The sequence below is a fragment of the Empedobacter sp. UBA2044 genome, from assembly GCF_002333005.1.
GTDB classification, from domain to species: Bacteria; Bacteroidota; Bacteroidia; order Flavobacteriales; family Weeksellaceae; genus Empedobacter; species Empedobacter falsenii_B.
In genome coordinates this window covers 1-15,079 of record NZ_DDBA01000070.1, presented here as the reverse complement: position 1 = coordinate 15,079, position 15,079 = coordinate 1, and the positions used below count along the sequence as shown (strand labels likewise).

Below are 15,079 nucleotides of genomic sequence, written 5' to 3'. Positions count from 1 at the left end.
ATTTTTTCAGGACGTTACAATAATATCATTAAAAAAGGCTTAAAAATTAATTTTTAAGCCTTTTTTAATTGTAGTTTACTACTTATTTTTCAAAATCTCGTGAAAAACGGTTTGAGCTGAGAAAATTCGGTTCGTTGCTTCATCAATTACGATAGAACGATCAGAATCTAAAACTTCATCAGATACTACTACATTGCGACGAACTGGTAAACAATGCATAAATTTTCCGTTATTTGTCAAATTCATTTTATCCATTGTCACTTCCCAATCCTTATCACCATCATTCGGTTGACCATAATTTTCATAAGAAGACCAGTTTTTTGCATAGACAAAATCAGCATCTTTCAACGCTTCATCTTGATCATAAGCAATCGTTGCTCCATCAGTAAATTTTGGATCTAGCTCCAAACCTTTTGGTTGTACAACTGTAAAATCTACCCAATCTACTTTAGAAAACCATTGCGCAAAAGAATTCGGAACAGCTTGTGGCAAACGACGTGGATGCGGCGCCCAAGTCATCACAACTTTCACTTTCTTTTCAGGTTTTGTCCCAGGCGTATAACCCGTTTTTTCTGCAATTGTAATTAAATCAGCAAAAGATTGTAATGGATGTAATGTTGCACTTTCCAAAGACACAATAGGAACAGAAGATAATTCTTTTACTTTATTGAACATGATTTCGTTATAATCTTCATCACGATCTACTAATTTCGGAAAAGTACGAACGCCTAAAACATCACAATACGCACTCATTACCTGAATTGCTTCTTTGATATGTTCTTGCGAATCTCCGTTCATCACAGCACCATCAGCCATTTCCAATGTCCAAGAATCTGCTCCAGCATTCAAAACCCAAGCATTTGCTCCAAGATTATAAGCCGCTTTAATAGAACTTAGACGTGTACGTAAACTTGGATTAAAAAAAATTAAACCAACTGTTTTATTTTTACCAACTTCTTGTTGAGCAAAAGGATTTGCTTTAATTTCTAAGGCTGTTTTTAGTAATTCGTCGATGTTTTCTACATCATAAACCGAAGTAAATTGTTTCATAATTGAGAAGAATCTTTTGTTTTATTTGTTCTGCAAAATTAGTGGAAACAATCGAGGTTTAAAGAATTATTTTTGCTAATTTTCACTTAAAACAACGTCAATTCATCTTGTGGACCACGAATATCTAAATCTAAATCATTGTTTAATTTCTTAATAAAATATTTGGCTAACATTGGCGATTCTAACTCTAAATTTTGATGAATAAAGAAATACAATTTCTGCAAACCTTCTGCTTTCCAAAGTTTAATTGTTTCAATCCATTCATCCAAACGCTCGTAATCAGATGGAATATTTGCTCCAACAAAACGCACAAAAGCTTCATTCGAAGTCAATCGCATATGCACCATATCTCTCCTACCCGCTGTATCAACAATAATATTTGAAATGTTATGCTTTTCTAATAACGAAACCAATCGATTAAAATTTTCTTCGTTCGAAAACCAATCTTCATGACGAAGTTCTACAGCTAACGGATAACCTTTCGGAAAATTTTGAATGAAATTTTCTAATTTTTCAAAATCTTTTGGAGCAAAATTTTCGTGCATTTGTAAGAAAATCATTCCTAATTTTTCTTCAAATAACGCAACTGCATCCAAATATTGATTCAATTTATCTGTCACATTTTGCAATCGTCCATAATGACTAATACTTTGTGGAATTTTCGGGAAAAATTTAAAATCTTTTGGAGTTTTATTTACCCAAGTTTCGACATTTTCTTTACTTGGCGAACGATAATATGTCGCATTTAACTCGATACTATTAAATTGCGTTGAATAATAACTCAATTCATCTTTTGTTTTAGGCGGATAAAAATTCTTCAAATCTTGCTTATTCCATTTTGCACAGCCTACATATACTTCGAAATTATCTGATTTATCAACTTTATTCAACAAATCAATCGTTTCTTTTGGCGTTTTTGGCAATGTAAAATCAAACAATTCTGGGTTTTCTACTTTTCCGAATTTCATCTTTCTAAATTTGAACGAAAATTAAGCAATTATAAGCAGTTCTCATGATCTATTTTACGACAAAATGTCAGAAAAATTTCATTTGGAATATCTTTTGAAATTTACATTCCGTCTACAAATCTCATGATTTAGACTATTTACAAGAAAAACTAATTATTAAAAATAAAAAATACAATAACGATGAATAAAGGAAATATTAATGTTTCGGTAGAGAATATCTTTCCATTAATTAAGAAGTTTTTATACAGCGATCACGAAATCTTTTTGCGTGAGTTGATTTCGAATGCTTCTGACGCAACCCTGAAATTAAAGCATTTAACAAGTATTGGTGATGCAAAAGTAGAATACGGAAATCCAAAAATTGAAGTAAAAATCAATAAAGACGATAATACTTTACATATTATTGACCAAGGTTTGGGAATGACAGCTGATGAAGTTGAAAAATACATCAATCAAGTTGCTTTTTCTGGTGCAGAAGAATTTATTAATCAACACCAAGATGCAGACGGAATTATCGGACATTTTGGTTTAGGTTTTTATTCTGCATTTATGGTTGCGGATAAAGTAGAAATCATTACAAAATCATACAAAGACGAGCCAGCAGTTCATTGGACATGTGATGGTTCTCCTGAATTTACCTTAGAAAATTCGGATAAAACCGAGCGTGGAACTGAAATCGTTTTACACATTGCTGAAGATTCGAAAGAGTTTTTAGACGAATGGAAAATCCGTGAATTATTGAATAAATACAATAAATTCATGCCAATTCCGATCAAATTTGGAACGAAAAAAGAAACACTTCCTTTACCAGAAGGTGCTGCTGAAGATGCTAAACCAGAGGAAATCGAAGTTGATGATATTATCAATAATACAAATCCGGCTTGGACAAAAGCGCCATCAGAATTGTCTGACGAAGATTATCAAAATTTCTACAGAGAATTGTATCCAATGCAATTCGAAGAACCTTTATTCCATATTCACTTAAATGTTGATTATCCATTTAATTTGACTGGAATTTTATTCTTCCCAAAATTAGGAAACAACATCAATATTGATAAAGATCGTATTCAATTATACCAAAATCAAGTATTTGTAACAGACGAAGTGAAAGGAATTGTTCCTGATTTCTTGATGTTATTACGTGGTGTGATAGATTCTCCAGATATTCCATTGAATGTTTCGCGTTCGTACTTACAAGCTGATGGAGCTGTGAAGAAAATTTCGGCACATATTACGAAAAAAGTGGCGGATAAAATGTCTTCATTAATGAATCAAAATCGTGAAGATTACGAGCAAAAATGGAACGATATTAAAGTTGTAATTGAATATGGAATGATTTCGGAAGATAAATTCTTCGAAAAATCTGACAAATTTGCATTGTATCCAACAGTTGATGGTAAATATTTTACTTGGGATGAATTAAATACTGCGATTAAAGACAATCAAACCAACAAAGACGGAAAATTAGTAATTCTTTATGCGTCTGATGTTGATGGACAAGATCAATACATACAAATTGCGAAAGAAAAAGGTTACGAAGTAATTTTATTAGATTCTCCTATTTCTTCTCACTTGATTCAGAAGTTAGAATCTACAAAAGAAAATGTAACATTTGTTCGTGTTGATGCGGATCATATCAATAATTTGATTGAAAAAGATGAAGTTAAAATTTCCAAATTATCTGATGATGATAAAGAAAAATTGAAAACTGAAATCACAGAATCAATCAACAATAAATCATATACAATTCAATTAGAAGATTTATCTGGAACAGATGCACCTTTCATCATTACGCAATCAGAATTTATGCGTCGTATGAAAGATATGCAAGCTTCTGGCGGAGCTGGGATGTTTGGAATGGGTAATTTCCCTGAAATGTATAATGTTGTTGTGAATGCAAACTCGGATTTAGCAACAGAAATTTTAGCTAAAGATTCGAAAGAAGAAAAAGAAGCGTTGATTAATCAAGCATTAGATCTAGCAAAATTATCGCAAGGTTTGTTAAAAGGTAAAGAATTAACAAATTTTATCAATAGAAGTTTTAAGAACATTAAATAATCTCAGAACACTATATTTTAGTAATCTTAAACTTAAAATCCAGCACATAATGTGCTGGATTTTTTATTTCTAAATAGATTTATTGATGTGTTAAACTTTTAAAATTAATCTGAAATAATTTGCAAAACATGATTTTTGTCATTAATTTTACATCAAGGAATTAATAATTATTCGTTCAGGACTTCAAAATACTTTAGTTGTTTTGAAACAGAACATTAAAATTAATAGTTGTTTTTCCACAAAATAACGAAATTTTTAAGCCGACAGAGAATTTTCATAATAAGGTGAAAATTAATTCAAATCATTATCAAAAATTTCGGGAAGGATTTCAAGAAATTGAAATCCTTTTTTCCCTAGACGTTCTTTTTAAATCGATTTTGCTCATAGTTATTGCATAGGATTAATAGTCTCTCATATATGAGTACATTTCATTTATTATTTACAATAGATATTTGTTCTATTTATAAAAATTCTTTTTTATAATCATTTAAAAAGAACAAGTTACAATGGACTTATTCAGAAGAAAGAATTTGACATTGGGAAGGATTTCAAGAGATTGAAATCCTTTTTTTTTGCAATTATTATAACAAAAAAAGAGCGACAAACATGTCGCTCTTTTAATATATATCAGAATGTTATTATTCTTGTGATACAATTTTTGCAGATAAATACTCACGGTTCATACGTGCAATGTTATCTAAAGAAATTCCTTTTGGACATTCGATTTCACAAGCTCCTGTATTTGTACAGTTACCAAAACCTTCTAAATCCATTTGTGCAACCATTTTTTGAGCACGACGAGCAGCTTCTACTTGTCCTTGTGGTAACAATGCGAATTGAGAAACTTTAGCTCCTACGAATAACATTGCAGATCCATTTTTACAAGTTGCAACACAAGCTCCACAACCAATACATGTTGCAGCGTCGAACGCTTCATCTGCATGCATTTTGTTTACTGGAATATTGTTTGCATCTACTGTACGTCCTGATGTATTTACAGAGATGTAACCACCAGCTTGTTGGATACGGTCGAAAGATGAACGGTCTACAATTAAATCTTTGATTACTGGGAATGCAGCAGATCTCCATGGTTCGATGTAAATCGTTTCACCATCTTTGAACATACGCATATGTAATTGACAAGTTGTAACACCTCTATCTGGTCCGTGCGCTTCTCCATTGATGAATAAAGAACACATACCACAAATACCTTCACGACAGTCGTGGTCGAATGCAACTGGCTCTTTTCCTTCCTCTATTAATTGCTCGTTTAATAAATCAAGCATTTCTAAGAAAGAAGAATCAGTAGAAACATCTTTTAAGGAATATGTTTCCATTTTTCCTTGAGCATTAGCGTTTTTTTGACGCCAAATTTTCAGCGTGATGCTGATTGTTTTTGATGATGCCATAATTCTATATGATATTTTGACATTTTGCTTGAAGGTTTGTTATCAAGCAAAATGATTTTATTATTTATAACTACGAGTTTTAAGCTCGATATATTTGTAATTTAATTCCTCTTTGTGTAAAACCTCAGTGTTGATATCATCACCTTTATATTCCCAAGCGGCAACATAAGTATAATTTTCATCATCACGCATTGCTTCACCTTCTTCTGTTTGGTACTCCTCACGGAAGTGACCACCACAAGACTCATTACGGTTAAGAGCGTCAATTGCCATTAACTGTCCTAATTCTAAGAAGTCAGCTACACGTCCAGCTTTCTCTAACTCAGTGTTCATTTCGTTAGCATCACCAGGAACTTTTACATCACGGTAGAATTCTTCACGTAAAGCAGCAATTTCAGCAATCGCTTCTTTTAAACCTTGAGCATTACGAGCCATACCTACTTTGTTCCACATAATATTTCCTAAACGTTTGTGGAAACTATCTACAGTTTTAGTTCCTTTATTGCTTAAGAAATGTTGAATTTGGTCTTTAACAGCCTTTTCAGCTTCATCAAATTCTGGCGTATTTGTAGGAATTTTACCTGTACGAATATCTGCTGATAAATAATCTGCAATTGTATAAGGTAATACGAAATAACCATCTGCTAAACCTTGCATTAATGCAGAAGCTCCTAAACGGTTAGCTCCGTGATCAGAGAAGTTAGCTTCTCCTACTACGAAACATCCAGGAATTGTTGATTGTAAGTTGTAGTCAACCCAAACACCACCCATTGTGTAGTGAATTGCTGGATAGATACGCATTGGATTTTCGTATGGATTCTCATCTGTAATTTTCCAATACATTTGGAATAAGTTTCCATATTTCTCTTCAATCCATTTTTTACCTAATTTCTCGATTTCAGCATCTGATGGATTTTGATCTCCGTTTGCGAAAGCAACCTCACGACCTTTTTTCTTGATCTCATCTGTAAAATCTAAATAAACTCCTTCTCCAGTTTCATTTGCTTCAATACCATAACCAGCATCACAACGCTCTTTTGCAGCACGAGATGCAACGTCACGAGGAACTAAGTTACCAAATGCAGGATAACGTCTTTCTAAGTAGTAATCTCTGTCTTCTTCTTTGATATCAACTGCTTTTTTCTTACCAGCACGGATTGCTTCAGCATCTTCTTTCTTTTTAGGAACCCAGATACGACCAGAGTTACGTAAAGATTCAGACATTAAAGTCAATTTAGATTGATTTGTTCCGTGGATTGGAATACAAGTTGGGTGAATTTGTACATAACAAGGGTTAGCAAAATAAGCACCTTTTTTGTGAATTTTCCATGCTGAAGTTACGTTAGAACCCATTGCATTAGAAGATAAGAAATATACGTTTCCGTAACCACCAGTAGCAATAACTACTGCGTGAGCAGAATGTCTTTCGATTTCACCTGTAATTAAATTACGAGCGATAATACCACGAGCTTTACCATCTACAAGTACAATATCTAACATTTCGTGACGGTTGTACATTTGGATGTGCCCTAAGTGGATTTGCTGATTCATTGCTGAATAAGCTCCTAATAATAATTGTTGCCCTGTTTGACCTTTCGCATAGAAAGTACGAGATACTTGTACCCCACCAAAAGAACGATTATCTAATAACCCACCGTAATCACGTGCAAAAGGAACCCCTTGCATTACACATTGGTCGATAATATTACCAGAAACCTCCGCTAAACGATAAACGTTAGACTCACGAGCGCGGTAATCACCACCTTTGATTGTATCGTAAAATAAACGATAGATAGAGTCGTTATCTCCTTTATAATTTTTAGCAGCATTAATACCCCCTTGTGCAGCAATAGAGTGAGCACGACGAGGTGAATCTTGGTAACAGAAAGCTTTTACTTTATATCCTAACTCTGCTAAAGTAGCAGCTGCAGAACCACCAGCTAAACCAGTACCTACAACAATAACATCAATTTTATCACGGTTATTTGGAGCCACTAAGTTTAGGTGTGCTTTGTGTTCGCTCCATTGTTGTGCGATATCTCCTTCTGGAGATTTTGAATCTAATATACTCATTTCTTGATATTATTTAATTATTTAACAAAAAAATGGTAAACAGCGATGATAATGAAACCTGCTGGAATTAAAATTGAATACCATTTCCCGAAAGCAACAATTACTGGAGTGTATTTGTTGTGTCTTGCACCAATAGATTGGAATGCTGATGCAAATCCATGTTGTAAGTGTAATGATAAAAATACAAATGCAACAATGTAAATTACTAATCTTACAAAACTTAAAGCACCTTCTAATGTGAAAACGTGGTTTAAGTGATCCATAAAGTAATTTCCTTGAGCAAACTCAGGATTTGGAGCAATGTAGTGATCAGTAATTGTAGGAACCCAAAAGTCATACAAGTGTAATAATAAGAAAATTAAAATTACAGATCCAGAAACTAACATGTTTCTTGACATCCAAGAAGCATTTGCAGCACCATTATACTTTTGATAAGCAACTGGTCCACGCGCTTTCTTGTTTTGCGCTTCTAATACAAACCCCATTACAAAGTGGTATACAACACCAATTAATAAAATAGGCTGCATTAAATATTGGATAAAAGGGTTATCACTCATGAAAGCCGAAACTTCATTGAACCCATTCGGATTAATAACAGATAATGCATTAATCACGAAATGTTGTAACAAGAACACGATCAAAAATAACGCTGAAAGCGCCATCGCGAACTTCTTACCAATCGACGATTTTAGTAATGATTCATTTGCCATAAAGCAATTCGTTTAATTTTTTAGATATTTCCACAAATTTAATCATCCCATTGCTCTAATCACAATGAAATATATCATTTCGTTAACAGATTTCGATAGTTTAGAATCATTCTTAGTTAATTAAGACATTTTTAACAATTTTTCTAAATTTTTATTGCTTAATAAATAATTAATTTCTATACTTGCAGTAGAAAAGTAGAACAACTTTTCATAGGTTTAAGTTAGTTAGGTTAATCCTCTTATAGAAATATAAGAGGATTTTTTATTTTTTTAGTTGTATGTAACATTATTCTTTTTTTTACTACATATAAAGAGCAACAGAATAATAGTTTGAATAATAAAGCAAAAATATTTACCGAATTAGTCGAGAAAAATCAGGGAATTATCCATAAGGTTTGTCGTATTTACACAGACGACAAGGATTCTCATGAGGATTTATTTCAGGAAATTGTATTGCAATTATGGCGTTCTTACGATTCCTTCAAGGGAGATTCAAAATTTAGTACGTGGATGTATCGTGTTAGCTTAAACACAGCAATTACATTAATCAAAAAAAAAACAAAATCCAGTGAAACTGATTTTAATGAAGCTCAATTTTTAAACTTACCATCAGACGACAAAGACGAATTTTTAGAAGAACGTATCACACTTTTATACGCGGCAATTAGATTATTAAACGACGTAGAACGTGCATTGGTACTGCTATTTTTGGAAGACTTACCTTACAAAGATATTGCCGAAACTTTAGGAATTTCGGAAGTAAATGCACGAGTAAAGATGAACAGAGTGAAGATAAAATTAAAAGAAATAATGTTTAAAATGGAACAATAATGGAGTTAGATGACTTAAAATCAATTTGGGGTTCCATAAAGGACGAAGAAAAGTTTGATCAAAATCAAATTTTTCAAATGTTGAAGAAAAAATCATCAACGACAATAAAATGGTTATTTATATTCACTTTTTGCGAATTTATCCTTTTTCTTGTCTACAATTTATATGTTTTAATTTCAGGAAAAAATTTTTTTAATAACGAAGTCAAAACATTAGTCGAAGAAAAAACAATTAACAATTACGAGATCGCTTCGGTTTTTAGTATTGTGATTACGTTTGGATTTTTGGTGATGGCTTATCGTTATTTCAAAAAAATAGATCTTAATCAATCTGTCGTCGATTTGATGAAAAACATTATTTCATTTCGTCGTTTGGTTAACTTGTTTATTCTTTTTACTGTTTTAAGTTTAATTGTTTCCTCTTCCCCATTTTATTATGAATTAGGCCAATCTATTTATTTGGCAAAACACGCTCATGATATACAGCCAATTTTGAATAATGCTGCTATTTATGGTTGGATTGCAATAATAACTGCTGTTGCTTTTATTGTGATTATAGGAACGGTTTATTATGGGATTATTTATTTTTTATTTTTAAGAAAACTTCAACAAAACATGAAAGAGTTGAAAGAAATGAAATAAAATCTTATTTTTGTAAACTGAATGAAAAAATTTATCCAATATCTTATGCTAACGATTTCACTGTTTATGACAGTGTATCAGTCTGCGCATATATTGGATCATACTCTAAATAAAGAGCACAAAGAGTTGAAAGACAAATTCTCTAACGTACACGATCATAGCTGTACAATTTGCCATTTCAATCAACATTTTATAGAAAATGATTCAGAAATCGAGTTATTCGAATGGTGTCAATCATTTATCCAAAAAGATAAAACACTTTACACAACTCGTGTAAAACAAGCTGTATTACTTACTCAAAAAAGTCTTCGAGCACCGCCCTACGCAATTTAATTTCAGAAAAAACCACCTTATTTTTTTAACGTTATTAAATTATTGTATTTATGTCAATCAACATAAAATGTAGTATTGCGGCTACATTATTGTGCGGAACTGTGTTTGCACAAAACATTTTCGAAGGTCAAATTATAGATAAAAATCAAAAACCAATTCCTTTCGCAACTGTATACTTCAACAACGAAGAATATCACACAAATGCCGAAGGAAAATTTAGAATTGAGAATTTAAACAAAGGAAATTATCAAGTTCAAATTGATGAACAAGGTTACGAACCTTTTTCTCAAAATATTACGTTTGATTCGCAACAAAAATTTGTTTTTACACTTACTTTTCACAAAGCATATAATTTAGATGAAGTTACTGTTTTAGGACATCATCACGATTTTTCAACAGCTAATGTAGAGCGTGTCGATCAATCTTATATTCAAGAAAACTATGCAGGATCATTAGCCAAATCACTTGAAAACATTGCAGGTGTTAATGCTTCTGGAATTGGATCATCAGCTTCAAAACCAATTATTCGTGGACTTGGTTTCAATCGATTAATTGTTGCTGAAAATGGTGTAAAACAAGAAGGACAACAATGGGGAGCCGATCATGGTTTGGAGATTGATGCGCTAAATGTTGAAGATGTCGAAGTGATAAAAGGTCCTGCGGCTTTGGAGTACGGAAATGAAGCTATTGCTGGAGTTATCAAGATTAACAATAACAATTTACCAGCGAAACATTCAATTTCTGGAGAAGTAAAAACTTTATATCAATCAATAAATGATAATTACGGAATTGGATTTAATTTGAAATCTCGTAACGATCATTTTTTCTATAAAATAAAAGGTTCATATTCTGATTATGCAGACTACAGAACGACTACTGATCGCATTTATTACCTAAATCGTTATTTACCAATTTACAATAAACGTGTAAAAAATACGGCTGGACAAGATTTGAATGCTGAAATACAAACAGGTTATATTGGTGAAAAATTTCGTTCAATTTTAACTGTTTCTAACGTTAATCAGAAAATTGGTTTCTTTCCTGGTTCGCACGGAATTCCTTCTGTAGATAGACTTCAAGATGATGGAAATTATAGAAATGTCGAATTTCCTTATCAAAAAGTGAATCATTTTAAAGTAATTTCCGAAAATGAGTTTCGTTTAAATTCTAAAGACGTTTTAAAGTTTTTGGCAAGTTATCAAAACAATCGTCGCCAAGAAGTTAGTTCGTTTCACACACATTATGCGAACCAACCTGTTCCAACAAAAAATCCTGATTTAGAATTAGATTTTAATTTATCAACGTATGATTCTCAATTAAAATTTGAACATAATCATAGCAAAAATTTCAAAACAATAATTGGTGCACAAGCGCAATTACAAGCTAATAATATTGCTGGTTACAATTATTTATTACCAAAATATGATCGAAATATTTTTAGCGGATTTTTGATTGAAGAATTCAAAAAAGGAAATCGTTGGAAAGTAACTGCTGGTTTACGTTACGATTATTCGACGTTCAAATCGGAAGGTTATTTTGATGAATTTCTTTACAATTATTTGATTGAAAAAGGTAATTCTGAAGGCATTGCAGATTATTATGCAAATCGTAGCAAATCAATCGATCGTAGTTTCAGTAATTTAAACGGAATGATTGGTGCAACTTTTCAACCAAATGATTTATGGGATTTCAACTTGAATGTTGGAACAAATTTCCGTTTACCAACCGCTATAGAATTGGGTTCTAACGGAATTCATCACGGTAGTTTTAGACATGAACGAGGTGACGAAAATCTTGATATAGAAAAAGGAATTGCTGTAGATTTCAAATCTGTTTTTCACAAAAATGATTGGAATATTTCGCTAAGTCCGTATTTATATTATTTCAGCAATTATATTTTCTTAAAACCTTCGGGACAATTTTCGATTCTTCCTCATGGTGGACAAATTTATCAATATACACAAAGCAAAGCTTTGTTGACTGGTTTTGAATTTGAAGTTCGTAAGAAAATCAACGAAAATTTTGATGCAAATCTTGTGTACGAATATTTATACAATCGACAAATTACGGAAAATAAAAAATTCGGAAATTATCTTCCTTTCACTCCTGCAAATAATTTATTTGGACAAATTAATTATAAAATCAATCAAAATATTGCATTTTTAGAAGGTTTGAGCTTTTTTGCAAATGGAAAATATACATTTGAGCAAGATAAAATTGCACAAAATGAAGATATCACTCCAAGTTATTTCTTGGTTGGAATTGGAGGAAAAACGAAACTTAAATTCAATAATTTTAGTGCAAATTTAAGTGTTCAGGTTTCTAATTTATTCAATAAAAACTATTACAATCACACCAGTTTTTATCGTGCATTGCAATTACCAGAACAAGCTCGAAACATACAAATTATGTTAGGAATTCCGTTCGGAAAATAGTTGATACATGAAAAAGAAACATCCTATTTTTGGACTTTTCTTTAGTATTATTCTTTTTTCGATTCCAACTTTTAATCAATTACATTTTTCTTTAATCGATCATTCACAAGATTTTTCGAATCAAAAGAAAGAAATTATTCATCATCAATGTAATCATTTCACCTATTACTCTGTCTTTATTGACACGCATGATGAACCAAAAATAGAATCAAAACCGAACGAAGAATTTTACAGTAAAGAAAGTTTTGAACAAGTAGAAAAAATTAAACATTCTACAATTGAATATCATTTTACACGAGGTCCGCCTCAGGATTTTGTTTATTAATAAATCAACCAAAATCTTAAAAAAATAATATTCAATTCAAAAAAAATAAAACAATGAAAAATTCAATTTTAAACTATTCATTTATAACATTATCAGCATTATTCATTACATCTTGTTCATCAGATGATTTTTCATTAGATACAACAAAACCTGAAATTAATTTGATTGCACCTAAAGACCACGATGAATTTCATTTAGGCGAAACCATCTCAATTGATGCTATTTTGAAAGACAATGTAGAATTGGGAACGGTAAAAATTGAAATTCATTCCGCAGAAGATGGTCATCAACACAGAACAGCAAATGTTAATTGGACGTATGATGCAGAAGAAGCTATTCCAGCAGGAAAAACTGAGCACACATTAAGTCATAAAGTAAATATTCCTACAGAAGGAATTACGGAAGGACATTATCACTTAGGATTATTCTTAATTGATCGCGCTGGAAATCAAACGCAATCTTTTATCGAAATCGTTGTAGGTGAAGATTACGACCATGATCACTAAAAAAAAAATTTGAAAACGTCCGAAATTTCGGGCGTTTTTTTATGTGCATTGTTAAAAGAATACTATTTTAGCACTCTTCAATTATATCAAAACAAAAAAATGATTGCAATAGCAGATAGTGGTTCTACTAAAACGGATTGGGTAATTTTAGATAGCGACCTTAATGAAGTTTTTAGAACAAGTACAATTGGATTTAATCCGTATTTTGTAACAGCAGAAGATATTACGACTGAATTACAAAAAAATGAAGATTTTGCACCTGTTGCAAATGATTTCGCAAAAATCTTTTTTTATGGTGCTGGAACTTCCAGCGAAACAATGCATGCTGTTGTTAAAGAAGGTTTACAAAACTTCTTTACAAATGCTGAATTTGTAATAGACCATGATTTATTAGCCGCTTGTTATGCCACTTACATGGGAAAACCTGCAATGGTCTGTATCTTAGGAACAGGTTCTAACTCTTGTTATTTCGATGGAACAACAATGCGTGAAGAAACAAAATCTTTAGCTTATATCTTAGGAGACGAAGGTTCTGGAAATGACTTAGGAAAACGTGTATTACGCGCTTTTTATACAAAAAAAATGCCTCCACATTTAGCAAAAGCTTTTGATGATTATTATAAATTATCTGTAGATGAGTTAAATAAAAATGTGTACCAAAATAAATTTGCAAATACATATTTAGCTTCTTTCAATAAATTTGTTGTTGAACATAAAAATGATCCATTTATTCAGAAAATTATTTATGATGCGATGTCTTCTTTTATCGAATATCAAATTATGCCTTACGAAGAAGCTCGTCATTCTGAATTAAATTTTATTGGTTCAATTGCTCATATTTACGAAGATGTTATTCGTTCAGTTGCGGCAGAATATCACTTAACAGTTGGTCATATTATTAGAAAACCAATTGATAATGTTGTTGATTATCACAAAAAATATTTGATTAAATAAGCATGGCAGCTCAACCAAAAATAGCGGTAATTTCTTACAATACTCCTCATCGCAAAACACAAGATGTTTTGCACGGATTAAAAGCTAAAGGTTATCAAAATGTAAAAATATTTGCTTTGCCTTTTGTACAAAGAGAAAATCCGTTCAAACCAATTTATCAACATCGTCCAAGTAAAGCGATTCAAGTAAATTTAGATGATTACTGTAATAATTTTGGTTATAATTTCGATTTGACAACTGCTGAAACGTTGAATAATCAATTAAACGATTATAAAGCTGAATATGTAATTATTGCAGGTGCGGGATTATTACCAGATGAGTTGGTTGACAATCATAAAATTATCAATACACACCCAGGTTTTTTACCTTTGACAAGAGGTTTAGATTCATTAAAATGGGCAATCACAAAAGGAGTCGAAATTGGTGTTACAACTCATTTTGTAGACACAGAAGCCGATGCTGGCTTTTTGATTGAACAACAATATGTTCCTGTTTACGGGAATGATACGTTTCATTCTTTGGCTAATCGTCAATATGAAACAGAAATTGAAATGTTAGTTAATTCGATTGAATTAATACCAACACTTTCAGAATTCAAATCACTTTCATCAAATGAATTTGAAGCGACGCGCAGAATGCCAAAAGCTATTGAAGAAAATTTGATGCAAGCATTTGACACTTACAAAGAAAAATATAAAAGGGATTAAAAATTTTTTAGAAAAAAATTAAAAAGCTAACCGAATTGGTTAGCTTTTTTGTTGAATCTATTTGTCCCGTCCTGAAATA

14 protein-coding genes are annotated in these 15,079 nt (G+C 31.7%); 9 read left to right on the top strand and 5 right to left on the bottom strand.

Features of this window, described 5'->3' with window-relative positions; genetic code table 11:
* Window positions 1-78: 78 nt before the first annotated feature.
* Window positions 79-1,050: an N-acetylornithine carbamoyltransferase gene (locus B4E59_RS13100; RefSeq protein ID WP_291053405.1), complete on the bottom strand. Its 972-nt coding sequence runs from the start codon at window positions 1,048-1,050 to the stop codon at window positions 79-81.
* 86 nt (window positions 1,051-1,136) lie between these two features.
* A complete protein-coding gene (locus tag B4E59_RS13095; RefSeq protein WP_291053402.1) occupies window positions 1,137-2,018 on the bottom strand; it encodes a DUF72 domain-containing protein in 882 nt (293 codons plus the stop codon).
* A gap of 180 nt (window positions 2,019-2,198) precedes the next feature.
* Here B4E59_RS13095 and htpG point away from each other — a divergent pair, with 180 nt between their 5' ends.
* Complete coding sequence (gene htpG, locus B4E59_RS13090) at window positions 2,199-4,076, top strand: molecular chaperone HtpG (RefSeq protein WP_286495218.1); 1,878 nt, start codon at window positions 2,199-2,201, stop codon at window positions 4,074-4,076.
* A gap of 638 nt (window positions 4,077-4,714) precedes the next feature.
* On the opposite strand, the gene B4E59_RS13085 is transcribed toward htpG, so the two are convergent.
* From B4E59_RS13085 to B4E59_RS13075, 3 genes are read right to left on the bottom strand one after another with little or no spacing between them, the layout of a single operon-like run.
* A complete protein-coding gene (locus B4E59_RS13085) occupies window positions 4,715-5,485 on the bottom strand; it encodes a succinate dehydrogenase/fumarate reductase iron-sulfur subunit (RefSeq protein ID WP_038337216.1) in 771 nt (256 codons plus the stop codon).
* Between the two features lie 60 nt (window positions 5,486-5,545).
* Entirely contained in the window at window positions 5,546-7,558 is a 2,013-nt protein-coding gene (locus B4E59_RS13080) for a fumarate reductase/succinate dehydrogenase flavoprotein subunit (RefSeq protein WP_286495219.1), read from the bottom strand.
* Between the two features lie 17 nt (window positions 7,559-7,575).
* Window positions 7,576-8,268 carry a succinate dehydrogenase cytochrome b subunit gene (locus tag B4E59_RS13075; protein ID WP_125349257.1) on the bottom strand — a complete coding sequence of 231 codons (693 nt, stop codon included), beginning with the start codon at window positions 8,266-8,268 and terminating at the stop codon, window positions 7,576-7,578.
* A gap of 330 nt (window positions 8,269-8,598) precedes the next feature.
* Between B4E59_RS13075 and B4E59_RS13070 the strand changes: the two genes are divergently transcribed.
* The 8 genes from B4E59_RS13070 to B4E59_RS13035 all read left to right on the top strand — a co-directional run bounded on the left by B4E59_RS13070 (window position 8,599) and on the right by B4E59_RS13035 (window position 15,000).
* The gene (locus B4E59_RS13070) at window positions 8,599-9,099 is read left to right on the top strand and encodes an RNA polymerase sigma factor (RefSeq protein WP_291053397.1); all 501 of its coding nucleotides are present in this window, start codon (window positions 8,599-8,601) and stop codon (window positions 9,097-9,099) included.
* Window positions 9,099-9,740: a DUF8845 family protein gene (locus B4E59_RS13065; RefSeq protein ID WP_291049119.1), complete on the top strand. Its 642-nt coding sequence runs from the start codon at window positions 9,099-9,101 to the stop codon at window positions 9,738-9,740. The genes B4E59_RS13070 and B4E59_RS13065 overlap by 1 nt, the downstream gene beginning before the upstream one ends.
* A 66-nt stretch (window positions 9,741-9,806) precedes the next feature.
* Entirely contained in the window at window positions 9,807-10,073 is a 267-nt protein-coding gene (locus B4E59_RS13060) for a hypothetical protein (protein ID WP_291049116.1), read from the top strand.
* A gap of 50 nt (window positions 10,074-10,123) precedes the next feature.
* Window positions 10,124-12,508: a TonB-dependent receptor gene (locus tag B4E59_RS13055; RefSeq protein WP_291053394.1), complete on the top strand. Its 2,385-nt coding sequence runs from the start codon at window positions 10,124-10,126 to the stop codon at window positions 12,506-12,508.
* A gap of 7 nt (window positions 12,509-12,515) precedes the next feature.
* A complete protein-coding gene (locus B4E59_RS13050; RefSeq protein WP_038337229.1) occupies window positions 12,516-12,833 on the top strand; it encodes a hypothetical protein in 318 nt (105 codons plus the stop codon).
* A gap of 53 nt (window positions 12,834-12,886) precedes the next feature.
* Complete coding sequence (locus B4E59_RS13045; protein ID WP_291049109.1) at window positions 12,887-13,339, top strand: DUF4625 domain-containing protein; 453 nt, start codon at window positions 12,887-12,889, stop codon at window positions 13,337-13,339.
* A 99-nt stretch (window positions 13,340-13,438) separates the two neighbouring features.
* A complete protein-coding gene (locus B4E59_RS13040) occupies window positions 13,439-14,293 on the top strand; it encodes a BadF/BadG/BcrA/BcrD ATPase family protein (protein WP_221855585.1) in 855 nt (284 codons plus the stop codon).
* A gap of 2 nt (window positions 14,294-14,295) precedes the next feature.
* Window positions 14,296-15,000 carry a formyltransferase family protein gene (locus B4E59_RS13035; RefSeq protein ID WP_286495224.1) on the top strand — a complete coding sequence of 235 codons (705 nt, stop codon included), beginning with the start codon at window positions 14,296-14,298 and terminating at the stop codon, window positions 14,998-15,000.
* The last annotated feature ends 79 nt before the right edge of the window (window positions 15,001-15,079 follow it).

What these genes read in the sequence shown, in the direction of transcription:
- B4E59_RS13100 (WP_291053405.1), bottom strand. Translation starts at nt 1,050, where the DNA reads ATGAAACAATTTACTTCGGTTTATGATGTAGAAAACATCGACGAATTA.
- B4E59_RS13095 (WP_291053402.1), bottom strand. Translation starts at nt 2,018, where the DNA reads ATGAAATTCGGAAAAGTAGAAAACCCAGAATTGTTTGATTTTACATTG.
- htpG (WP_286495218.1), top strand. Translation starts at nt 2,199, where the DNA reads ATGAATAAAGGAAATATTAATGTTTCGGTAGAGAATATCTTTCCATTA.
- B4E59_RS13085 (WP_038337216.1), bottom strand. Translation starts at nt 5,485, where the DNA reads ATGGCATCATCAAAAACAATCAGCATCACGCTGAAAATTTGGCGTCAA.
- B4E59_RS13080 (WP_286495219.1), bottom strand. Translation starts at nt 7,558, where the DNA reads ATGAGTATATTAGATTCAAAATCTCCAGAAGGAGATATCGCACAACAA.
- B4E59_RS13075 (WP_125349257.1), bottom strand. Translation starts at nt 8,268, where the DNA reads ATGGCAAATGAATCATTACTAAAATCGTCGATTGGTAAGAAGTTCGCG.
- B4E59_RS13065 (WP_291049119.1), top strand. Translation starts at nt 9,099, where the DNA reads ATGGAGTTAGATGACTTAAAATCAATTTGGGGTTCCATAAAGGACGAA.
- B4E59_RS13060 (WP_291049116.1), top strand. Translation starts at nt 9,807, where the DNA reads ATGACAGTGTATCAGTCTGCGCATATATTGGATCATACTCTAAATAAA.
- B4E59_RS13055 (WP_291053394.1), top strand. Translation starts at nt 10,124, where the DNA reads ATGTCAATCAACATAAAATGTAGTATTGCGGCTACATTATTGTGCGGA.
- B4E59_RS13050 (WP_038337229.1), top strand. Translation starts at nt 12,516, where the DNA reads ATGAAAAAGAAACATCCTATTTTTGGACTTTTCTTTAGTATTATTCTT.
- B4E59_RS13045 (WP_291049109.1), top strand. Translation starts at nt 12,887, where the DNA reads ATGAAAAATTCAATTTTAAACTATTCATTTATAACATTATCAGCATTA.
- B4E59_RS13040 (WP_221855585.1), top strand. Translation starts at nt 13,439, where the DNA reads ATGATTGCAATAGCAGATAGTGGTTCTACTAAAACGGATTGGGTAATT.
- B4E59_RS13035 (WP_286495224.1), top strand. Translation starts at nt 14,296, where the DNA reads ATGGCAGCTCAACCAAAAATAGCGGTAATTTCTTACAATACTCCTCAT.